Origin of the sequence: Viridibacillus sp. NPDC096237, assembly GCF_050278625.1 — a bacterium.
GTDB lineage: Bacteria > Bacillota > Bacilli > Bacillales_A > Planococcaceae > Viridibacillus.
Window position 1 is genome coordinate 21620 of record NZ_JBNNTI010000015.1, and the last position, 22325, is coordinate 43944.

At 34.6% G+C, this 22325-nt stretch carries 17 protein-coding genes, 1 pseudogene and 1 other annotated feature; of the genes and pseudogenes, 14 read left to right on the forward strand and 4 right to left on the reverse strand.

Going from position 1 to position 22325, the window contains the following annotated elements:
• Nucleotides 1-728 precede the first annotated feature (728 nt).
• The 6 genes from ACQKMD_RS10355 (at nucleotide 729) to vanY (ending at nucleotide 10646) form a co-directional block, all read left to right on the forward strand.
• Complete coding sequence (locus ACQKMD_RS10355; protein WP_427751752.1) at nucleotides 729-1289, forward strand: GNAT family N-acetyltransferase; 561 nt, start codon at nucleotides 729-731, stop codon at nucleotides 1287-1289.
• Nucleotides 1290-2374: 1085 nt separating this feature from the next.
• The gene (locus ACQKMD_RS10360; protein ID WP_427751754.1) at nucleotides 2375-4981 is read left to right on the forward strand and encodes a cation-translocating P-type ATPase; all 2607 of its coding nucleotides are present in this window, start codon (nucleotides 2375-2377) and stop codon (nucleotides 4979-4981) included.
• A gap of 238 nt (nucleotides 4982-5219) precedes the next feature.
• Nucleotides 5220-7349 (forward strand): DNA topoisomerase III, encoded by a 2130-nt coding sequence (gene topB / locus ACQKMD_RS10365; RefSeq protein ID WP_427751835.1) that lies wholly within the window; start codon nucleotides 5220-5222, stop codon nucleotides 7347-7349.
• A gap of 547 nt (nucleotides 7350-7896) precedes the next feature.
• On the forward strand, nucleotides 7897-8595 hold the full coding sequence (locus ACQKMD_RS10370; RefSeq protein WP_100797049.1) for a response regulator transcription factor: 699 nt from the start codon (nucleotides 7897-7899) through the stop codon (nucleotides 8593-8595).
• The gene (locus tag ACQKMD_RS10375; RefSeq protein WP_427751756.1) at nucleotides 8588-9706 is read left to right on the forward strand and encodes an ATP-binding protein; all 1119 of its coding nucleotides are present in this window, start codon (nucleotides 8588-8590) and stop codon (nucleotides 9704-9706) included. The genes ACQKMD_RS10370 and ACQKMD_RS10375 overlap by 8 nt, the downstream gene beginning before the upstream one ends.
• A gap of 82 nt (nucleotides 9707-9788) precedes the next feature.
• Nucleotides 9789-10646 carry a VanY-A/VanY-F/VanY-M family D-Ala-D-Ala carboxypeptidase gene (gene vanY, locus ACQKMD_RS10380; protein WP_427751758.1) on the forward strand — a complete coding sequence of 286 codons (858 nt, stop codon included), beginning with the start codon at nucleotides 9789-9791 and terminating at the stop codon, nucleotides 10644-10646.
• Nucleotides 10647-10931: 285 nt separating this feature from the next.
• Here vanY and ACQKMD_RS10385 read toward each other — a convergent pair whose 3' ends face one another.
• Nucleotides 10932-11507, reverse strand: a complete 576-nt coding sequence (locus tag ACQKMD_RS10385; protein WP_427751759.1) for a TetR/AcrR family transcriptional regulator — start codon at nucleotides 11505-11507, stop codon at nucleotides 10932-10934.
• Nucleotides 11508-11641: 134 nt separating this feature from the next.
• Between ACQKMD_RS10385 and ACQKMD_RS10390 the strand changes: the two genes are divergently transcribed.
• Nucleotides 11642-13087 (forward strand): DHA2 family efflux MFS transporter permease subunit, encoded by a 1446-nt coding sequence (locus ACQKMD_RS10390; protein ID WP_427751762.1) that lies wholly within the window; start codon nucleotides 11642-11644, stop codon nucleotides 13085-13087.
• A gap of 138 nt (nucleotides 13088-13225) precedes the next feature.
• On the opposite strand, the gene ACQKMD_RS10395 is transcribed toward ACQKMD_RS10390, so the two are convergent.
• Nucleotides 13226-13681 (reverse strand): hypothetical protein, encoded by a 456-nt coding sequence (locus tag ACQKMD_RS10395; protein ID WP_427751764.1) that lies wholly within the window; start codon nucleotides 13679-13681, stop codon nucleotides 13226-13228.
• Between the two features lie 214 nt (nucleotides 13682-13895).
• On the opposite strand from ACQKMD_RS10395, the gene ACQKMD_RS10400 reads away from it, so the two are divergent.
• The 5 genes and pseudogenes from ACQKMD_RS10400 to ACQKMD_RS10420 all read left to right on the forward strand — a co-directional run bounded on the left by ACQKMD_RS10400 (nucleotide 13896) and on the right by ACQKMD_RS10420 (nucleotide 18369).
• The gene (locus ACQKMD_RS10400; RefSeq protein ID WP_427751765.1) at nucleotides 13896-15362 is read left to right on the forward strand and encodes an aminoacyl-histidine dipeptidase; all 1467 of its coding nucleotides are present in this window, start codon (nucleotides 13896-13898) and stop codon (nucleotides 15360-15362) included.
• 146 nt (nucleotides 15363-15508) lie between these two features.
• Nucleotides 15509-16003 (forward strand): DinB family protein, encoded by a 495-nt coding sequence (locus tag ACQKMD_RS10405; protein ID WP_427751767.1) that lies wholly within the window; start codon nucleotides 15509-15511, stop codon nucleotides 16001-16003.
• Between the two features lie 844 nt (nucleotides 16004-16847).
• Nucleotides 16848-17282 (forward strand): hypothetical protein, encoded by a 435-nt coding sequence (locus tag ACQKMD_RS10410; protein WP_427751769.1) that lies wholly within the window; start codon nucleotides 16848-16850, stop codon nucleotides 17280-17282.
• Nucleotides 17283-17293: 11 nt separating this feature from the next.
• Nucleotides 17294-17588: pseudogene (locus ACQKMD_RS10415) on the forward strand (NADPH-dependent FMN reductase); the annotation flags it as partial.
• Between the two features lie 490 nt (nucleotides 17589-18078).
• Nucleotides 18079-18369 (forward strand): hypothetical protein, encoded by a 291-nt coding sequence (locus ACQKMD_RS10420; protein ID WP_427751772.1) that lies wholly within the window; start codon nucleotides 18079-18081, stop codon nucleotides 18367-18369.
• A 311-nt stretch (nucleotides 18370-18680) separates the two neighbouring features.
• Here ACQKMD_RS10420 and ACQKMD_RS10425 read toward each other — a convergent pair whose 3' ends face one another.
• Together ACQKMD_RS10425 and ACQKMD_RS10430 are read right to left on the reverse strand one after the other, a co-directional pair.
• Nucleotides 18681-19079, reverse strand: a complete 399-nt coding sequence (locus ACQKMD_RS10425; RefSeq protein ID WP_427751774.1) for a hypothetical protein — start codon at nucleotides 19077-19079, stop codon at nucleotides 18681-18683.
• Nucleotides 19057-19287, reverse strand: coding sequence for a helix-turn-helix transcriptional regulator (locus tag ACQKMD_RS10430; RefSeq protein WP_427751775.1), 231 nt, complete (start codon nucleotides 19285-19287; stop codon nucleotides 19057-19059). Before ACQKMD_RS10430 ends, ACQKMD_RS10425 begins: the two co-directional genes overlap by 23 nt.
• 285 nt (nucleotides 19288-19572) lie before the next feature.
• Nucleotides 19573-19788: a binding site (T-box leader), on the forward strand.
• A 48-nt stretch (nucleotides 19789-19836) separates the two neighbouring features.
• Between ACQKMD_RS10430 and proB the strand changes: the two genes are divergently transcribed.
• Both proB and ACQKMD_RS10440 read left to right on the forward strand, forming a co-directional pair.
• Nucleotides 19837-20925, forward strand: a complete 1089-nt coding sequence (proB, locus tag ACQKMD_RS10435; RefSeq protein ID WP_427751838.1) for a glutamate 5-kinase — start codon at nucleotides 19837-19839, stop codon at nucleotides 20923-20925.
• Nucleotides 20926-20943: 18 nt separating this feature from the next.
• Entirely contained in the window at nucleotides 20944-22191 is a 1248-nt protein-coding gene (locus ACQKMD_RS10440; protein ID WP_427751776.1) for a glutamate-5-semialdehyde dehydrogenase, read from the forward strand.
• The last annotated feature ends 134 nt before the right edge of the window (nucleotides 22192-22325 follow it).

A 22325-nucleotide genomic window follows, 5' to 3' on the forward strand; every position in this document is an offset into this window, starting at 1 on the left:
CTTTTTTAGACAAATAAAAGGAATTCGCATTAACATTGCCGGGAAATTCGAAAACATTATAATTATATTTATTGGAAATTTAAGGGGATGGAGTATTGCGTACGGTTAATGGTGTATTTGAAAGCTGAAGGGTCTAAAACTATCTGATGAAAAAGAGATTTACGTGACAACTATCAATTCAAACCTCTTTTACCGGGATCGGGTAAAACTTACTATAGCTAGAGAAGATGATAATAAAATTGATGCTTCAGGCCATAGATAAATTCGGAAAAATTCGAGTTTATCTATGGTCATTTTATTTTTATAAAGGATAGATCAGGTTATCCAAAGCTTACCGCTCGCTTTCCGCGGGCGAGCGCCGAGCCGCTTCGTCGCTACACTCCTGCAGGGTCTCGTCTGTCTCGCTTTTCCCCAGGAGTCAAACGGACGCTTCTCCAAACCAATAAAGTATTTACGAGAAAGCTAATTCAATAATGCGAACAACTAGGGATAATTAGATAATTACAATTGAACAACTTGTTCCACAAGACAGACCATTTAGTTCGCAAATTGTTTACTGCTTTTTTAGACAAATAAAAAGAAATCCGTATTTATTATTGATGGAAAATTCGAAAAACATTATTATTGTATTAATTGGAAATTTAAGGGGGATGAGGTATTGAGTACGGTTAATGGTGTATTAGAAAGCTGAAAGTTCTATAAAACTATCTAATGAGAAGGAGATTCACATGACAACCATCAATTCTAATCTTTTTTATGGAGATCAGGTAAAACTTACTATAGCTAGAGAAGAAGATGTTAATATTATGTTGAGATGGGGAGAAGATGATGAATATCTACGTAATGTAGATACAGAAATGGCTCTACCGAAAACAAAAGAACAATGGGCATCTGAAGGGAAATCGAATGCAAATGAAGTGTATTTCCGACTGAGAACAATTGTGGATGATCATTTAATCGGATTTGTGGCAATTCATAGCATTGAATGGAACAATCGTGCTGGACTTATGGCAATTGGGATAGGAGATTCTTCTAATCGTAATAAAGGCTATGGTTCAGATGCGTTGAAACTGATTCTTCGTTATGCTTTTCATGAATTAAATTTGGATCGAGTTGGGTTGGAAGTTATTGAATACAACAAAGGTGGAATAAGAGCCTACGAAAAAGTTGGTTTTCAACAGGAAGGTAGAAAGAGATCGGTAGTTTATCGAGATGGAAAAAGATACGATATTATAGTTATGGGCGTTTTAAGGCATGAATGGGAAGCTATTCATAAGATAATCGAGTAAATGTTGAGTCCAATTATAAAAAAAAGAAGGGATTTTATATTTACTGTAACCTTCACATAAAAACACCTCACGTTGGTTTTTAAAGGTAGGATACCTATTTTTTCAACGAAAGGTGTTTTTATTTGTCTCCTATTTTTAGGTCAGTGCAGTTCGATTTTGAACAGAAAGTGCCGTTGTTTTTTTGGTATTTTCCTTATTCTTCATTATTATGGGTTAGATGTGAATCGGAAAGAATGAAAAACTCAGAAAAATGATAAAACTAGTTGATTGGAGTGCAGGCGGCGACTCCTTGGGGAACTAGCGAACATCTTGAGACCCCGCAGGAACGTTAGCGACGAGGAGGCTCAAGGTTCGTCCCCAGGAAAGCGTCCGCCGGAACGGAAATTAACGGCATCGAAGAAAAAGCCATGGCAGAAACGATTAATCGTTTCCGCCATGGCTAAAATTCATTTTATGGACTTTTTCAGTGCCCTCGAGAATATAGAGGTGTTAGTAGGAGTTTCAGTGATTTAAGCTGAAATCATCGCAGGAGAAATTTTATGCAGATGCTTTTCACGCAGGAAAAAACAAAACATTACATAGAACTTGCTCCAAAATGTTTTCAAAGATATATCAAATAATCTAATTAATATATCGAATACTATCATAATAGAGTAGATCAAAGAATAGTATTTTTATAGTTAAAGAATTATGGAGGTGGAGTAGATAGAGTACAAAATTGAAATGCTTTTAATCGAATGCTATTTTTCGGAAATATATTCAAATGAATTCACTACCTGCATAAGGAAGGGTAATCCAAAAGGATCTACTCGGTATGAATCTATGTTTGCTAACTGAAAGATTATTAAATAGGAATATTCTTTCTAGTTGAGTATAGTCAGATCGTTTACGGCAGTAAGAAACTATATTATTCAATTTGTACTTACAGGTAATTTTCCTCTAGCTACTGGTACATGGGTGCTCCGTTTTGATTGTCCATACCAATTGATTTATTCGCATTTTGCAAGACTCTCTAAAGTAGGATATCTAGTGAGAGTTTTTTATTAGCATGATAGTCTAGTGATTTACTTTGAAAGGAGAATCGAATGGAAGAATTTTATAAACAATCATCAGATGCAGTCATGGAAAATTTGAACGTAACAAATCAAGGGTTAAGTGATTATGACGTCGAAGAGAGACAAGAAGAATATGGATATAATATATTGGTAGAAGGGAAAAAAACAAGTACATTCGCCGTTTTCTTTGGACAGTTCAAAGATTTATTAGTCATAATTTTAATGATTGCCGCTTTCATTTCATTACTATTAGGTGAAGTAGGAAGTACTGTTGTCATTTTGATTGTCGTTATTTTAAACGCAATCCTGGGCACGGTACAGCATGTGAAGGCAGAACAGTCTTTAGATAATCTGAAAGCTTTGACCACTCCAATAGCAAAAGTGATGCGAAATAATCAGCTAGTAGAGATTTCTTCAGAAGATATAGTGGTTGGAGATCTTCTCTATTTGGAGTCTGGAGATTATATCAATGCTGATGGCAGAGTATTAGAAAGTCATAGTCTGCAAGTAAATGAAAGTTCGCTGACAGGTGAATCATTAGCTGTAGTAAAAAGTACAGAACCCATAGGAAAAGATCATGTAACTATTGCTGATAAAGATAATATGGTTTTCACTGGATGCTTTGTCACCAATGGACGAGGTACTATAATTGTTACAGCTATTGGAATGGAAACAGAAATCGGGAAAATCGCAAATTTACTTGATACTGCGAAAGAGAAGAAAACACCTCTACAAGTAAGTTTAGATCAATTTGGGGAAAAATTAGCTTTAGGGATCACGCTGATATGTTTAGCCATTTTCACTATTGATCTTTTTCGAGGACGTGAGTTAGTAGAATCCTTTATGTTTGCTGTTTCGCTTGCAGTTGCAGCAATTCCAGAAGCATTAAGTTCGATTGTTACCATTGTACTGGCTTTTGGAACACAAAAAATGGCGAAGGAAAATGCCATAATAAGAAAGCTCTATGCTGTCGAAAGTCTGGGCAGTGTATCTGTCATTTGTTCAGATAAAACGGGAACATTAACCGAAAATAAAATGAGTGTTCAACAAGTATATGTTGATCAAAGAGTCATTCCGCATGATCGACTGCATATTGAAAATGCAATTGAGAAAGATCTTATCATCAAGGCATTATTATGTAATGACGCTTTGGAAAGAGATAATTCAGAAATCGGTGACCCTACTGAAATTGCACTCGTAAAATTAGGTAAGCAGTACGGCCTTGAAGAATTATCCGTAAGAGATCACTATCCAAGAATGGCGGAAATTCCATTTGATTCAGAAAGAAAGCTAATGAGTACAGCGAATCGTATCAATCAGCAATATATCATGATTACAAAGGGAGCATTAGATGTTCTTCTATCTAAAATTGTGAAAATCGATACTTCTAAAGGAAGATTTGATTTTACTGAAGAACATCGTAAAAAAATTGAAAAAGTGAATCGTGACTTTTCTATGAAAGGATTAAGAGTACTAGCAATTGCTTACAAAGAAATAAGGGGAAATCAAACAATCAATGTAGGAGTCGAAAGAGATTTGATCTTTGTCGGATTGATAGCGATGATGGATCCTCCTAGAAAAGAGTCAAAAGCAGCGGTTGAAAGCTGTATAAAAGCTGGTATTAAACCAGTCATGATTACAGGTGACCATAAAATAACAGCAACTGCTATTGCTGAACAAGTTGGTATTTTAAATGATCCATCAGAAGCGATCGAAGGATATGAAATTGAAGGATTAACTGATCAACAACTACAAGAAAAGGTTCAAGATCTTTCTGTCTATGCCCGAGTGACACCAGAGCAAAAAATTCGTATTGTTAAAGTTTGGCAGGAAAAAGGAAATGTCGTTGCGATGACGGGAGATGGTGTCAATGATGGCCCTGCCTTAAAACAAGCCGATATCGGTGTGGCGATGGGGATTACAGGTACCGAGGTAGCGAAAGATGCATCCTCTATGATTTTAACGGATGATAATTTTTCAACGATTGTCAAAGCTATTTCGAATGGAAGAAGTATCTATACGAATATTAAAAACGCTATTCTATTCTTATTATCAGGGAATGCAGGTGCTATTTTTGTTGTTTTATATGCAACTGTATGTGGTTTACCAGTTCCCTTTGCACCTGTACATCTACTATTTATTAACTTGCTTACCGATAGTTTACCAGCAATTGCAATAGGTCTAGAACCGCATAATAAAAAAACAATGAAGGACAAGCCTAGAAATATTCATACGCCTTTATTAAACAAAAAATTTACTACTCAAATAATGTTGGAAGGATTATTAATTGCTATCTCTACAATCATTGCTTTTCGAATAGGATTGTCAACGGGAGATACTTTAACAGCAACTACAATGGCATTTTCAACATTATGTTTGTCAAGATTAGTACATGGCTTTAACTCCAGATCTAAAGAATCGATCTTCAAAATAGGCGTATTTTCGAATAAATATACTTGGTTAGCATTTTTAATAGGTTTTTTATGTTTACATTTAGTATTATATATTCCATCGCTTACTGGTGTGTTTGAAGTTGCAACATTAAGTGGAGTACAATTAGGTTTAATTTATAGCTTGTCCATTATGCCGTTTCTAGTTAATCAGTGGTTTAAACTATTGTTCGTAAGAAGTAGATAATGCCTTTACAAAATTGGACCTTAGATGTAGAATCTTCTGTTTAGGAATGTTTGTTTTTATGGTTACAAAGCAATTTACCTAAATTTAAATTCTTAAAAGTGAGAGTAATAGTGAACAATAAAACGTTTCAAAAGTAATGGTGCTTTTGAAACGTTTTTCTCGTTCAGCAATAGCCAACCGAACAAATTTTCGGTATGATACGAGTAAGGATATAAATTGAGGTGTTAGTATGGGAATTATGGGGAATACAGTGATTTTAGCTGAAAAACCAACGCAGGCGAAAGCCTATGCAGATGCTTTTCAAGTAGCAAAGAAAACAAAACATTACATAGAAATTTCCCCGAATCAGACGTTTCCAGATGGAGCGACGATTACTTGGGGGATTGGGCATTTAGTTGAATTAAAACAACCCGCGGATTACAAGTCGGAATGGAAGCGCTGGTCGCTGGCACAATTACCGATTATTCCGGAAAACTATGAATTCCGAGTCGCGAAGGGCAAATGGGATCAGTTTCAAGAGGTAAGGCGGTTGTTTAAAGAGGCACATGTTTTGATTAACGCATGTGATGTTGACAGGGAAGGGTCTAATATATTTTATTCTATCTATCGTCAGACCGGTGTTCGTCAAAAGCCAGTAAAACGACTATGGATAAATTCGCTAGAGGTAGATGAGATTCGAAAAGGTTTCGCGAATTTGCGAAATAATGATAAGGATTTGCTTTTGTATCATGAAGCACAGGCGCGCCAGATCAGTGATTGGCTTGTTGGAATGAATGCAAGCCGCTTATATACAATGCTGCTAAAAGCAAAGGGCCTAAATGAAACAATGTCTATTGGCCGTGTACAGTCGCCAACTGTTTATATGATTTATCAACTTCAAGAAGAAATAAAAAACTTTAAACCGACCAATTTCTATGAACTGACTGCTGAATTTTTAGCTAAAAAGGGTCCTTATAAAGGGAAAGCCGCTTTTAAAAAGGATAAGCGGGAAGAAGTCGAACAAATAATTCATCAAGCTAGCATCACAGAAGGTGAAATCCTTCCAGGTGTGATAAGAGACGTTAAAAAAGCACGTAAACATGTCAAGCCACCGAAATTGCATGCCCTTTCCACACTACAAGCAAAAGCCAATAAGATATGGAAATATAGTCCGGCAAAAGTGTTAGATGTTGTGCAAGGTTTATATGAGAAGAAGCTAGTCTCTTATCCAAGGTCAGATTGCCAGTATATAACTGAAGCCGAATTTAATTATTTGGCCGACAGAGTAGCGGATTATCAGAAAATCGTTGATAAACCATTTGACATTGCAAATGCACGTCCGCAAAAGCGTTATGTAGACAATGCACAAGTAGAAGAGCATTATGCCATCATACCAACGAAAACAATTCCAACGGTTGCAAAAGTACAAGGATTGTCGCCAATGGAACGCAATATTTACTTCGAAATTGTGAAGAGTACACTAGCTATGTTCCATAGAGATCATGTGTATGAAGAAACTACAATCATGACGAATGTCAAGGCAATCGATTTTAAAACGGTTGGCAAAGTAGAGCTAGATCCAGGATTTAAAACCTTATGGAGTGGAGCAGAATCGACCAAGAAAAAGAATGAGGAACCATTATTACCTCCAGTAAATACGAATGAGGTAGTCGAGTCAAAAGTTGCTATTCATGAGGGGACAACCCAGCCACCGAAACCTTATTCAGAAGGTCAGCTCGTACAAATGATGAAAACGTGTGGAAAGCTCGTAGACGATGAGAGCGCTAGCGATATTTTGAAAGAAGTAGAAGGGCTAGGTACTGAAGCAACACGCTCAGGTATTATTGAGACTATCAAACGCCATGGTTATATTGATGTAACAAAAAATATCGTTTCGATAACAGATAAAGGGCGTGTCTTATGCCAGACAATTGAAGGGTCACTACTATCAAGTCCTACAATGACCGCAAAATGGGAGACATATTTGCGGAAAATCGGTAATGGTACTGGTTCAAAAGAAGCTTTCATCCAAAATGTCTGCAAGTTTTTGAATCATTTAATAGAAGTAACTCCGCAAATGGTGGAGAAAACAGACATTCAAGCCGCCGCTGAGAATAGTGCTTCAAATGAGCCACTTGGATTTTGCCCTATTTGTAAAAAGGGACAGATGTTATCAAGGAAAAGTTTTTATGGCTGTTCAAATTATAAAGCTGGCTGTAAATTTACTATATCCAAAACAGTTGCCGGTAAAAAACTTTCACCAAAGCAAGTGTCAGATCTTTGTCAATTCGGTGTGACAAAGGAAATGAAAGGTTTTAAATCGAAGAAGGGTTCAATGTTCAGTGCGAAATTGAGGCTAGTAGAAGGTAAGATTGTGTTTGATTTTTAGTATATATAAGTGCTTAAAGCGATTATTTATCATGTTTCATTTGAGACCAATAGCTATTAGTGAAACTATTGATTTTCTATTTTGATTAGGGTGGTATTTTAAGTGGAAAAGTCCTTAAAATTCCTTTTAATTACATAGTAATGCTGCTCCTATGGGGAACTGCAATTCAGCGCGAACAATTAATTGGTAGGCATAGTGGTTTGACGACTGAAGTGAAATTGTGTCACAGTAAAAAAGCCGATACTAAAAAACATATGGGCTTTCAGTTTTAACAACTTTAATATTCGAGAACAGGCAAATACGATTTTTTAAGATATTTGCGAAATTATTAATGTCTAAAAGTTAGCTTTATCTAGGAATCTTTTAAAACAAAGCCCCCAAATTGAGAATTCCTTCAGGTTTGGTGGGGTATTCTTTAAATCGTTGCCGTACATCTTTATTGTACAAACAGTGCAGAGGGTTTAAAATAGAGCATGTGAAATTATAGAATAAAAAAAATTGTAGAGTGTTAGTGGTATGGCATGAAATGATATAGAGGTGTAATAAAATGAAGAGAGTTACAATTTTGGTAGCTGACGATGAGGCAGAAATTGCTGATTTAATTGCGATACATTTAGAAAAAGAAGGCTACAATGTCGTTAAAGTAGCTGATGGGCAAGAAGCTATTCGTGTTATCCAATCTCAATCAATTGAGTTGGTGATTTTAGATATTATGATGCCTAAAATGGACGGATATGAAGTAACGCGTCAAATTCGAGGGCAATATCATATGCCTATCATTTTCTTGAGTGCGAAAACATCTGATTTCGATAAGGTGACAGGACTTGTAATAGGCGCAGATGACTATATGACGAAACCTTTCACTCCGATTGAATTAGTTGCTCGTGTAAATGCTCAGTTACGACGATTTTTAATGTTAAATCAACCGCAAGCTACTGAAAATAAATCCATTTTGGAGATTAGTGGAGTAGTCATTTATCCTGAGCAACGGACAGTTAGTCTTTACGGTGAACATATTGAGTTAACTCCAAAAGAGTTTGATATTTTATATTTATTAGCGAGTCATCCGAAAAAAGTATACACAGTGGAAAATATCTTTCAACAAGTGTGGGCCGAAGAGTATTATGAAGGAGGAAATACGGTTATGGTACATATTCGTACCTTACGGAAAAAACTTGGAGAAGATAAGAGGAAGAATAAATTGATCAAAACTGTTTGGGGGGTAGGTTATACATTCAATGGGTAAAATGTTAAGAAGCTTCCGCTCTAAAATGATTGCACTATTTGCTTTAAGCATGATACTAGCTGGTAGCATCACGTATATGATCTACAAAGGGCTTCAGCTCTATTATAAAACTATGGTTGGTTATGGGGATCCTTTAACTCAATTCCGGTCAACGATTAGGAATATTGGAGATGTTAATTTCTTTTTAATTATATTTATCCCTCTGTCTATTTTGTTTTTCTTTTTTCTTACTAGACCGTATTCAAAGTACTTTAATGAAATTTCTAATGGAATTCATTATCTTGCTAACGGTGATTTTACAAATCGAGTTCATGTTTCATCTAATGACGAGTTTAGTGATATCGCACACGAAATTAATTTAGCAAGTGAAAAGTTAAAAGAAGCTGTTAAAAGAGGAGATTTTGCGGAAAGCAGTAAAGATCAGTTAGTCTTAAATTTGGCTCATGATTTAAGGACACCATTAACATCTGTTTTAGGTTATTTAGATTTAATTCTTAAAGACGAGAATTTGACAAAAGAACAAATTAAACATTTTTCGACGATAGCTTTTACGAAATCTCAACGACTAGAGGGTCTAATTGATGATTTATTTGAAATAACAAGAATGAATTATGGCATGCTAAAGGTTGAAAAAAGTTCGATTGATATAAGTGAATTACTTATACAATTAGATGAGGAATTATATCCTGTATTAGAGAAGAAAGATTTAGTAGCTAGAATGAATATTGCTCCTCATTTAAACATTTATGGAGACGGTAAACTGTTGGCAAGAGTATTTGAAAATCTTTTAACCAATGCAATCCGTTACGGCTATGACGGACAGTTTGTTGATATGAATGGGCATATTGATAATGGAGAAGTTGTCGTACAAATTATTAATTATGGAGATAGTATTCCAGAGGAAGATTTGCCGTATCTTTTCGATATGTTTTATACAGGTGATAAAGCACGAACCCAGCGGCAAGATAGTACAGGGCTTGGTTTATTTATTGCCAAAAATATTGTAGAGCAACATAACGGAACGATTTCTGCCGAAAGTAATTTAATACGAACAATATTTGAAGTAAGATTACCAGCGGACGATGGTGATGAATCTAATTTAAAAATTTAATAAAAATTTTAAGTTTACCCCACTTTTTATTTAAATAGTTTTTTTTATCCTATACTAAGTAAGGTTAAGGAGGAAACAAGAAATGAAAAAGTGGGTATTATTTTTACTTATATTATGCACAGTATGTGTTGGTATTTATTTAGCACCATTAATTCAAAATGGTGTAGAGATTAAGGTTTTGGACAAGGATGATAAGGAAACTTCTACGCATACCGAAAAAAAAGAAATTACAAAAGAGCAAATTTATAAAGGTGATCTATTACTAGTTAACAAAAATTACCCAGTTAAAGAAGGTAGTGTAAAATCTGATATTATAAATTTATCTCAAAATAAAGAGTTAGTAAGAGGTTATGGAGTACTTGATAGAAATCTTCGTCTATCAAGGGAAATTGTGAATAAATTTTTGAGGGTCGTAGATGCAGCAGAAAAAGAAGGCGTTCGTAATTTTTTGATCAGCAGTAGTTATCGAGATTTTGAAGAGCAAAGGCAATTATATCAAAAAATGGGCTCTGATTATGCATTGCCAGCAGGATATAGCGAACATAATTTAGGGTTGTCACTCGATGTAGGATCTACTCAAACGAAAATGGAGAATGCTCCTGAAGGAAAATGGATTGAAGAAAAGGTATGGAAGTATGGCTTTGTTCTACGCTATCCGAAGAACAAAACGAACATTACAGGTATTCAATATGAACCGTGGCATATACGCTATGTCGGTTTACCTCATAGTGCCATTATGCAAAAAAAGAAGTTTACTTTAGAAGAATACTTAGATTTCTTGAAAGAGAAAAAGGAGATTTCAATTAATGTTGAGGGGAAAAAATATACAATTTCTTATTATCAAATTTCAAAGAGTACGACAGTCAATGTCCCCGTGAATCAGCATTATGAAATTTCAGGGAACAATGTGGACGGAGTAATTGTGACTGTTCATGAATAGTCCTACATGAGGGAGTAGCGGTGTCGGTGCACGATTCATAGTTTTTTGAAGTTTCCATATTAGTATGGAAATGTTGTTGTGACTTGTGCAGAAACCCTGTCACAAAAAACATGCTGGAATATACCCATACCCTAACACGATTTTGCAATATTTATATAGATATAAGAATTTCTTCACTTGAACGCTTTCTGAGGAAATTATTATTCACATTGTTTGAACTGTCATAATGGCTGTTCAAACAATGTTACTGAAGTAAAAAGGGATAGAAGATTCGCCAATAATGAATCACAATTTTGAACTTGAGAAAAATTCTCTATTTATCATTTCATAAAAATATTGGTCCATCTGTTTTGCTGGAACCTTGCGGCCGTTTTGAACCCACCATGCACTAAGCGAAGAAAGAGCTCCAGAGTAAAACTCTACAATAATTTCAATTGGTACCGTAAAGTTTTCCCCACGGCTATTCAACTCTAGAAAATCGTGCCTGAGTGCTTCTTTATTACGTAAATTCATATAGTTATTGAAAATTTCATCATTTTTATTAGATTGCACGATGTTGTCTAGTAATTCAATATTCGGAAAAACTTCTATGGATTGGAATGGTTTTAAAACGCGCTCTTCTAAGCTGTTTTTCACATATTTTTCGTGGAATTGTTCAATTCCATAATATAATAAGTCATATTTATCCTCAAAATGCTTATAAAAAGTTGTTCGGTGAACCATTGCTTTTTCGCAAATTTGATTGACGGTAATTGAATTAAACTCCTGCCCTGGTTGTGAAAGTAAGTCTTCAAGTGCTCCCCATAATAGTTTATATGTTCTTCTAACCCGAAGATCAATCTTTTTATCATTAAAATTCATCTACATTCCCCCTTATTTTGTAGTTTATATAGATACTCAACTAAATTTGATTCTTACAACTTTAAAATTATATGTGTATATTAAACATATGTAGTTTTATCTTACAAGTGTAGCAAATAATTAGGAATGAGGAAATGAATTTGAATACTACTAAACAAGTATTATCAAGTGATTCATTTGATTTATCGAATATTAAAAAAGGACCAATTATCATTGCCATGATTATTGGTGCTTTTGTTTCTATTTTAAATGAAACACTCTTAAGTAATGCATTGCCAGAATTGATGCGTGAGTTTAGTGTAACACCTACTACTATTCAATGGTTGACTACTGTCTATATGCTAGTGGTAGGGGTATTAGTGCCTGTTACCGCTTTGTTACAACAATGGTTTACGACGAGGCAATTGTTTTTATCAGCGATGATTTTATTTTTAGTAGGGACAATTATTGCGGCCTTTGCACCAGCATTTAGCTTCTTACTTATAGGGCGCATAATACAAGCTTTCGGTACGGGTTTAATCATACCGATTATGATGAATACAATTTTAATCATCTTCCCACCGGAAGAACGTGGTGGAGCAATGGGCTTGATTGGTCTAGTAATTATGTTTGCACCAGCTATTGGGCCGACACTTTCAGGTGTGATTATTGATACACTTGATTGGCGCTGGTTATTTTACATTGTCATTCCACTAGCACTAATATCAATTATTGTTGGAGCAAAGTATTTAAAGAATGTTTCGGAAATAACTAGACCAGCAGTTGATGTCTTATCAATTATTTTATCTACACTCGGGTTTGGTGGATTTGTCTATAGCTTTAGTAAGTCCGGAGAGCTTGGCTGGGCAAACGAAGAGGTTTATGGTACTTTAATAATCGGTGTTGCTTCATTAATCTGGTTCATCTTTAGACAATTGAAAATTAAAAATCCAATACTCGATTTACGTACATTTAAGTATCCAATGTTTTCAATAACGGTCGTATTAATTGTCATTATCATGATGGCACTGTTTTCAACTATGATATTACTTCCAATGTTTTTACAAGGAATTCTTTTAGTATCAGCATTTAAATCAGGTTTAATCATGTTACCGGGTAGTGTACTGAATGGTATTATGGCGCCAATTTCAGGGAAGCTATTTGACAAATTCGGTGCGCGCACTATCATCATTCCAGGAATTTTACTAGTAGCTGTTGCAATGTGGATGTTTATAGGGATAGATGTGACAACAACAACTGGATATGTTATTATGATCCACTGTCTTTTACTTGTCGGGATTTCACTTGTCATGATGCCTACACAAACACATGGTTTAAATCAATTACCTAAAGAATTGTATCCACATGGTACAGCAATCTTTAGTACATTACAACAAGTAGCAGGAGCCATCGGAACAGCATTATTCATTAGTAAAATGTCATCTGGCCAAACTGATTATTTAACACAGTCTGAAAATCCAAATGATCCTGCTGAAAAAGTAGCCGCTTTGACGGCAGGTTTTGATGATGCATTTACCCTAGGATTTATCATTGTTTTACTTGCTATTGTTGTTTCATTTTTCATTAAACGCACAAGATAAGAGGTAACTGAGATATCTGAGAAGGATAGTTTTACTAAAATTTATAAAACCAAAACACGATAGTTCAACATTGATGATAATCAAAGGGGCGTCCAATAGTCGAGAAATTGACTGTTGGATCGCCCCTTTTTAAATTTTTTACTCATGTTCATTGTTTTTAACTATTAATGTTTCTACGACATCAAAAAAGTCACTACTATTAGCTTTATAATGTCTATTACCCCAACTTTCAGTATCGGTTGCGATAATGATTTCTTTTTTATCTCCAAATAGAAATACAGTATCAATACCTTTTTCAGTAACGAATGACACACTATATTCGCAATCTAATGCACCAAAGTCACTTTTTGTACGGTGCACTTTTAGTTTCTTGAGCGATTTTATTATTGCTGTATTTCTTTCTTCGAATTGGTAAGTATTTTCGATTCTTAAATTTGCAATCTTATCTACAGTTATAGAGCTAATTGTACTATCTTCTAGGTGAGTAAGGATATCCGTTATTGGTTTTTCTTTATACTTATTATATTGAAAAACTCCATAAGACCCTGCCACTAATACAATACCAATAATGATAGTGATGAGTGCCTTTTTCATAAAATGTATCCATCCCCATTTCTTAAATATCTTTACATAAGATTAGTGGAATTTAAATACAATTACAAGAAGTTATTAGAATAATTTGAATTTATTATCTTTCGACTGAATTTTATATATTCCGATAATTGTGAAAGAGAACAACATCTTGCTCGAAACTTGAGCTATAATAAAACTAAACATTTCAAATATTGTTAAAGAAAAGGTGAGTTGTATGTATCGTAATCTAGAAGAACTAACAAGTCATAAAGTATTTCATTATTTTGCGGAGATATCCAAAATTCCAAGAGGTTCAGGGAATGAACAAGCAATTAGTGATTATTTAGTTCGCTTCGCACAAGAGAGAAAACTTGAGGTAATACAAGATCAAGCGTTAAACGTCATCATTAAAAAAGCTGCTACTACTGGTTATGAAAATGTTCCAACAGTTATTATTCAAGGGCATATGGATATGGTTTGTGAAAAAAATCAAGATACGATTCATGATTTTGAAAAGGATCCGCTTCAATTAAGAATAGTAGGGGACATGCTATATGCTACAGATACAACATTAGGGGCAGACAATGGGATAGCTGTTGCTTATGCCTTAGCGTTGTTAGATGCAGAGGATTTACCGCACCCGTCGTTAGAAGTAGTCATTACAACTGAAGAAGAAACAACGATGAATGGTGCTATTGCTGTGGATGCTAAGCATTTCAAAGGTGGAATTCTGATTAATATTGATTCAGAAGAAGATGGCAAATTACTTGTTAGTAGTGCAGGGGGCGTACATGTCACGCAAGTATTGCCGATTAAGTGGGATAACTCTACAGACAATGAAGTAGCTTATAGCATTCGTATTAAAGGATTAAAGGGTGGTCACTCAGGTATATCGATCAATAAAGAAAGAGGTAATTCTAATAAATTATTAGGTAGACTACTACAGGATTTATCATCTGAATTCCATTATTCAATACAACAGATTAATGGTGGTTTAAAACCAAATGCGATTCCAAGAGAAGCAGAAGCAATTGTCTTTATACAAACGGATGATGTTGAGCCTATAAATGAAAAAATTGAGAAATACAATGCTATTTTTAAAAATGAACTACAGTTTTCAGATCCAGACGTATCGATTTTCTTTGAAAAAAGAGATATCAGTTCTACACCCGTTTTCTCTTCTGAAACAATGCATAAAGTCATTACATCTTTACTTTTAATCCCACACGGAGTACAAGGAATGAGTATGGCAATAGAGGGATTAGTGGAAAGTTCGACGAATTTAGGGGTTGTTACGACAACTGATTCAACTATAACTTTTGAAAGTGAAATAAGAAGTTCGATTAAAAGTGTAAAATCCTGTATGGTCACTCAATTAAGAACGATAGCAGAAATGCTTGAATGTGAAGTGCTTATCGATTCTGATTATCCAGAATGGCCTTTTGACCCTAATTCAAAAGCAAAGAAATTATTTGAAGAAACATATAAAGAAAAATACGGTAAAGAGATGGAAGTAATTGCTGTACATGCCGGTATTGAGTGCGGAGTATTTATCGAGAAGATTCCAGGATTAGATGCTATTTCTATTGGGCCAGATATATTCTTAGTGCATACGCCTGATGAGCATATCAGTATTCCTTCAACAATCAATAACTGGGAGTATTTTATTTATACGTTAAATAGAATGAAAGATTTTCTATAAAAAATATGTTTCGGCCACGTGGAATAGGGCATATTTCAAAAGAATGGCTAATCTCAAAATATAGTGAGGATTGGCGTTCACTAATATTATTTAGTATTAAATATTCACGTTGACATACTAATAATTTGGTATCGGAGGGATAAAAGATGGAACAGTATTTAGAGCATAACAAGAGCATAAGAGCTGAATTACTGAATAGTGTAAGTCATTTATCGGACGAGCAATTAAATAAGGAAGTTGAAGAAGGTCGGTGGACTATTATGCAAGTACTTCATCACCTGTATTTAATAGAATTTGGAGTAGCAAAAGCAATTCAATATACTTTGAAAAAAGGTGAAAAGCAGTCTGCTAATGCAAAGCCAATCGAATTAATAGTTGACCGTTCTACAAAGATAAAAGCACCATCATTTGCAGAACCAGATGAAACCTTTATTACATTGGAAGAGATGAAGGTTAAACTGAAACAGTCATCTAATGATCTTCTTCAGGTTGTCACAAATAGCAACAAGGATCAATTGAAAGATAAAGCCTACCCGCATCCGACATTCGGATTAATAAGTCTAGAACAATGGGTTCCGTTTATCGGATATCACGAAAAAAGGCATATTGAACAGATTGAAGAATTAAAAGAAAAACTATAAATCAAATGTTTTTTTATATGAGAAATTAAACACCAAAAGGAAAATTATCTGATTAAGGAGGCAAGATTTCTAAAGGGGATAAATTAATAAAATAATAATAAAACAGACATTTTAATATAGTGAAATAGCTCTACAGTCTTTTTATTTTAAAAAGTAAATAAGACCGTTGATTTTCGCTACGGTGGACGCTTTCCGCGGGCGAGCGCCAAGCCGCTTCGTCGCTATGCTCCTGCAGGGTCTTGGACTGTCCCGCTTTTCCCGCAGGAGTCGCCACCTCCGCTCCAATCAACGACATATGTAATAAAAATAAATCTTTTGATACGATAGGAAATAATGGCGATAAAAAAAATCCTGAAAGAGATTAAATTGAAATGATTGCTTTGGAGCCACTAGTATCTCAAGAACATCTTATAGGAAAAATTGAGGATGCGGTGGACAACCTTAAAAGATCTTAAAAAAGTGTCCATGTAGGCGATGCTTACTTTTTCTGCTATGATTTAAAGAAACTCGTCAACTGGAATTAGCAAATTCCAAAAATGGCATAAAAGAGGATCTACAATAACCAAAATATATAAAAGACATTCAGGATGTGAGCATTCTGAATGCATTTTGTCGATATACTGCGACCTATTCAGATACTGGAATAGGTCTATTTTGTTGTTGATAAGGGATTATTTGAAAATTTTTTAATAACAAATTCATTTGGTTTCGCTTTTTATGAATATGAAAAGTCATTAATTAGAAGGCATTTTGTTTTTAAGGAGAATTATAGATTATGTATAATTTTAGGGTTTTTATTATATAAAAATATAAATGGATTTGTGCCATTAACTGGGGGGATTAGATGAACAAAAAAAGCATCTTATTAATAATTGTGTTAGCATTAATCTTTTTTTCTGCTGGATATGTAACAAGTAAGACGACTTCTGAAACAATAACGAGAGAGGTTAAAATAGGCATTGAAAAAAGTAGGAATGATGGACAAATCGATTATATAAAAACGATTACAGACGCACAAAATCAAGTAGTCATAGATAATTTTATGATGATATATATGAACAGTAAGCCTGTTAACACTATTGATATAAATAAGGACCGACCAGATTTATTCATTGAAGTGAATAGCCCGAAGCAATCGACTGGATTAATTGATTCAAAAGTATGGTTTACCGATAATGGAGCAATAATCGGTATTCGTTCTGGAGAGAATTGGGCAGATGTTGAATATAAAAGTATAAATCAGGATGATGCAGATTTTATTAGAGAACAAACAGAATAATAGATAGCTGCAATGTCCCAGGAGTCTTAAAAAATGCTCTAGAATGGCTAGTGCCATCTACTGAGCTCTATAAAAAACCAGTAGCTGTTATAACGGCTTCTCCGTCGATTGCAGTGGGAGATAAATCACATGAATCATTTATTGCTGACACTAGGTATGTTGGATGCTATTGTTATTGAAAATGGTTCGTTATTCGTTCCTTCTGTGGGTACTAAATTTAATAATAATGCTACAGTAAAAGACGAGGAAATTAAGCAACAACTTACTGCTCTAATTAACAGCATAGTGGAAGAAATAAATACATAGATAACATACGTTATGATTAGTATAGAAATTCACGAAATTTGTTTATCAATAGTACGAGGATATTGGAAGTGTGAAGCATCACCATTGACAAAAATAGTTATTCGTGAGATACTACTATCTATGCTGATTAGCTAGTTTATAAATGTTGGCATTCTACTAAATGTTTTTGTAGATACTTATTCACACTGGAGTGACTTTGGGGTCACAAGGACGCAAAAGAAGGTAGGGTTTGCGTTGCTTAGGTTAGAAAGCTAACCAGTGGAATTTTACCGCGGTACAAAAAGCTACAGGCTTTTGAGTAAATATTCCCCGGATGATCGGGTTGAAATTTGAGTTTTATTAAAATTAGCTAATTATAAATTAAGGGGTACTCTCATGCTGAGGGTACCCCTTGTCCAATTCTGGTTTTTTTTTACAAATAAAACAGATGAATAATTCGAGATAGCAAAGAAACGACTATCGCCTCAGAAGGGGGACACTGTAAAAAGTAGTGATTGTGGTAATCGGAATTGTATTAGCGCTCTACAAACTAATACAAGGACGATGGACTAAAAAAGTAGTTGTTTTTCAGACGTTATATGAGCTCATTACAACAGCTTCCTTTATCATAATCATTACACGACCAAATTTTATTGAACCGAAATTTACAAAGCACTTAGTGACTTTTGTTGATATGCAAGAGGAACGTAGTGTTTTCTTAATGATATTAGCTACCGTTGTGATTTCAATCATCACAGCTGCTTTTTCTATAAAAGATGCAATAAGTAGATCAAAAATGTAATGATAATACCGTATATATAACAGGAAACGACTATCAATGAGCGGACGGATAGTCGTTTTTTTTTATGAATTATTCTGAGATTTAAAGGTGTAAGAGTATCACAAATCGAATTGATATTATGCATTATTTTTTTAATTGTAGGCTATGTTAAATTATATTATTGTCTTTAGCAAAAAATTGATCAGGCTCTACAAATATGTAGAATCAGCTCAGTTATAATTTTGGTATTTCAAGAGATGAATATTTAACATATACCCTTAGCACAAGAAGATGTTAAATAGATTTTTTAAAAATTTGATTTTGCTATAATATTATTGGTATTTTTTTGAAACAACGAATTCAGTAATGGGCATTGTAATAAATGCAAGTCCAATTACTATAACAATTGGGATGTTTTTTATGTCATTCATTGCAGTTACTCTTTCCGATACAATTAAAACGATAAACATTAATATCAATAATAGATAATAACTTATTTTTGAACTAACAAGCGTTATATGTTTCTCCAATTCATCTTTTTCTCCTTCACGTTTCCCATCCATTTCACCCCAAGTTACAGATTGAAAGAAGAAACCTACTCCTAAAAATACAAAGAATAGTGTAGAAGCGTTAAGTATTTCTTTTGTAACCCATTCATATATCCCAAAACCACCAATTGCAGTAATAAGAATTAAAGAACAGATTACACTAACTTTTTTTACCATTGTCATTAATATCATCCCTTTCGTATTTAAAAATAAATAATTTTTCAATTGGATGTTCTAAAACATAAGCCAAAGCAAATGCCAATTGTAAACTTGGGTCATACTTGTCGTTTTCAATGGCATTAATCGTTTGTCTCGACACTTTACATTTCTGTGCAAGTTCTTCTTGTGACAATCCCTTTGTCTTTCTTTGAACTTGAATTGTATTTTTCATATTATTCACCTACAAATATGTAAAGAAGATTTTACATTTATATTAACATAAATTGTAATTGTGTCAAATGTATTTTACATAAAGTGCAAAGTAATACACTACGAATTTCCAGCAAATTTATGCACTAAATATTCGTTTACAAAATAAGATATTCGTTCCTCCGACAGGGTTTAAGCAACTTTCACAGCAAACTCTTTAAAGTTGGTTGAAAACTATTAAAAGAATAGCCTAATTATAAAATGATTATTGACAGTTAAAAGAATCTGTTGCATGCTTATACTTAAATATTTAGCGAAAAGAAGACTAGTATGTGTGATCTTACTGTATAAGAGAGCGATGTCCACCGGCTGCAAGGCATCGTAACAGGCAACCATGCGGAACCTACTTCTTAGCTCCTATGCAAACATAGGCGCAGTCTCAAGCGTTATGAGGTTGAGTGGGATGCATTTATTGCATTCAACTAAGGTGGTACCACGAGAAGTAACCCTTTTCGTCCTTGATATATTCGAGGGCGAAAAGGGTTTTTTATGTGTATTGGAGGCAGTAATGATGGAAAAAAAGCGTATTGTCGTGAAAATAGGTAGTAGCTCTTTGACGAATGCAAAGGGTGAGATAGATCAAGTAAAGTTTCAAGATCATATAAATGCAATTGCAACATTGCGTAAAGCAGGACATGAAGTTGTATTAGTTTCTTCGGGAGCTGTTGCATGTGGTTTCCGTAAGCTGGGTTACTCTTCAAGACCCGTTACTTTAAAAGGGAAGCAAGCAGCTGCTGCGGTTGGTCAGAGCTTATTAGTTCAATCCTATACAGAGCAATTAAGTAAACATAATATTGTAACGGCTCAGATTTTATTAACTAGAACGGATTTCTCAAGCAAACATCGCTATAAAAATGCCTATTCTACATTGTCAGAATTATTGGATCGTTCCGTATTACCAATTATCAATGAAAACGATACGGTATCAGTAAAAGAACTGACTTTTGGTGATAATGACATGCTATCAGCATTAGTAAGTGGATTGGTGCATGCTGATCAGTTAATTATTTTAACGGATATCAATGGTTTATATGATGCTAATCCATTAAAAAATCCTAATGCAAAACGTATTGACTTTTTAACTGAAGTAACGGAAGAAATGTTGTCATTCACTAGCGACACAGGTTCAAAAGTAGGGACGGGTGGAATGGAATCAAAATTAATGGCAGCAAAAACAGCATATGAATTAGGCGTAAAAGTATTTATCGGTAACGGCAAAGGTGAGCGTAAATTATTACAAGTTATGGACGGCACAGGAGACGGAACGTATATAGAGAAAGATGAAATATCTGTACTAAACAATAATAAGCAATGGATTTCATTATTTTCATCAGTTTCAGGAAAAGTTTTTGTGGACGAAGGTGCGGAGAAAGCACTGATCTCAAAAGGTAGTAGCTTACTGCCAGCAGGTGTCTACAAAGTGGAAGGCGATTTCCAAACTGGCGATGTTGTTGAAGTATACGGAAAAAATGGCGTCATTGGAAGAGGGGAAGTACTCTATTCTGCAGCTGAATTACAGCAAGCGATGGGGAAACGTACAAACGAACTAGTTGTATCAAATATTGAAGTCATTCATCGTGATAAATGGGTAAAAGCATAACTAAGTGGAGGTAACATAATGAGCGAAGTAAAAACTAAAGGTAAGTTAGTGAAAATCGCAAGCTACCATATGAACAGTAAAACAACTCAAGAGAAAAATGTAGCATTACAAAAAATTGCTGAACAATTACTGATAGACAAAGATATTTTAGTTGAAGAAAACACCAAAGATATTGTAGCAGGTAGAGAAAAAGGTTTATCAGAATCGGTACTTGACCGTATATTCTTAAATGACAAACGCATTCAAGATATGTCTGATGCAATTCTATTATTAGTAGATCTATATGATCCTATTGGAGAAGTTTTAGAAGATATTCAAAAAGAAAATGGTCTGCATATTAAGAAAAAAAGAGTGCCTCTTGGCGTGATTGGTATGATTTATGAAGCAAGGCCAAATGTTACAGTAGATGCAGCGACGCTATCATTAAAGACAGGAAATGCAGTACTTTTACGTGGCAGTTCATCAGCAAAATTTTCGAATATAGCGTTAGTTGCATCTATGCATAAGGCACTTGAACAAACAACATTACCAGTAGATGCAGTACAGTTAATCGAAGATACGAATCGTGAAACAGCAAAAGAACTATTCCATCTGAAAGAATATTTAGATGTACTAATTCCCCGTGGTGGGAAAGCATTAATCGATACAGTTGTTAGTGAGGCGACGGTCCCCGTTTTAGAAACAGGTGCAGGAAATTGTCATATTTATATTGATGCATCAGCAAAACCAGAAATGGCAACAAGTATTGTCATTAACGGAAAAACGCATCGTCCATCTGTATGTAATGCAACCGAAAGTATTTTAATCAATGAAAAATGGTTTGAGGAGCATGGAGTGGCATTATTAGAAGCGTTAGCGGCACATGACGTTGAGATTATTGGAGATGATACTGTTTGTAATGCATTTTCTGGTGCAAAACTTGCTACTGTAGAGGACTGGGCAACAGAATATTTGGCATTAATAGTTAGTGTAAAAGTCGTTTCAGATGTTGTTGAAGCAATCGAACATATTAATATATATGGTACTAATCATTCAGAAGCCATCTTAACAGAGGATGCAACTGTAGCTGCACTATTCTTAAACGGTATTGATGCAGCAGCAGTTTATCATAATGCGTCTACTCGCTTCACAGACGGCTTTGAATTCGGCTACGGTGCAGAAATCGGTATTAGTACACAAAAGCTGCATGCAAGAGGACCAATGGGGTTACAAGCAATGACTTCGAGTAAGTATTTTGTATATGGAGATGGGCAAGTAAGGGGCTAATCTAGTAATTAAATATTTATCAAAAAATTATGGAAATCCTCCAGTCTTTCGAGATGGAGGATTTTTTAGTGATTATGTAATATATAATTTGCAAAACGGAATATATATGTTACATTATAGGTGGAGGTACATAA

Coding starts and splice junctions, on each gene's coding strand:
- ACQKMD_RS10355 (WP_427751752.1), top strand. CDS start 729: ATGACAACCATCAATTCTAATCTTTTTTATGGAGATCAGGTAAAACTT.
- ACQKMD_RS10360 (WP_427751754.1), top strand. CDS start 2,375: ATGGAAGAATTTTATAAACAATCATCAGATGCAGTCATGGAAAATTTG.
- topB (WP_427751835.1), top strand. CDS start 5,220: ATGGGGAATACAGTGATTTTAGCTGAAAAACCAACGCAGGCGAAAGCC.
- ACQKMD_RS10370 (WP_100797049.1), top strand. CDS start 7,897: ATGAAGAGAGTTACAATTTTGGTAGCTGACGATGAGGCAGAAATTGCT.
- ACQKMD_RS10375 (WP_427751756.1), top strand. CDS start 8,588: ATGGGTAAAATGTTAAGAAGCTTCCGCTCTAAAATGATTGCACTATTT.
- vanY (WP_427751758.1), top strand. CDS start 9,789: ATGAAAAAGTGGGTATTATTTTTACTTATATTATGCACAGTATGTGTT.
- ACQKMD_RS10385 (WP_427751759.1), bottom strand. CDS start 11,507: ATGAATTTTAATGATAAAAAGATTGATCTTCGGGTTAGAAGAACATAT.
- ACQKMD_RS10390 (WP_427751762.1), top strand. CDS start 11,642: ATGAATTTGAATACTACTAAACAAGTATTATCAAGTGATTCATTTGAT.
- ACQKMD_RS10395 (WP_427751764.1), bottom strand. CDS start 13,681: ATGAAAAAGGCACTCATCACTATCATTATTGGTATTGTATTAGTGGCA.
- ACQKMD_RS10400 (WP_427751765.1), top strand. CDS start 13,896: ATGTATCGTAATCTAGAAGAACTAACAAGTCATAAAGTATTTCATTAT.
- ACQKMD_RS10405 (WP_427751767.1), top strand. CDS start 15,509: ATGGAACAGTATTTAGAGCATAACAAGAGCATAAGAGCTGAATTACTG.
- ACQKMD_RS10410 (WP_427751769.1), top strand. CDS start 16,848: ATGAACAAAAAAAGCATCTTATTAATAATTGTGTTAGCATTAATCTTT.
- ACQKMD_RS10425 (WP_427751774.1), bottom strand. CDS start 19,079: ATGACAATGGTAAAAAAAGTTAGTGTAATCTGTTCTTTAATTCTTATT.
- ACQKMD_RS10430 (WP_427751775.1), bottom strand. CDS start 19,287: ATGAAAAATACAATTCAAGTTCAAAGAAAGACAAAGGGATTGTCACAA.
- proB (WP_427751838.1), top strand. CDS start 19,837: ATGGAAAAAAAGCGTATTGTCGTGAAAATAGGTAGTAGCTCTTTGACG.
- ACQKMD_RS10440 (WP_427751776.1), top strand. CDS start 20,944: ATGAGCGAAGTAAAAACTAAAGGTAAGTTAGTGAAAATCGCAAGCTAC.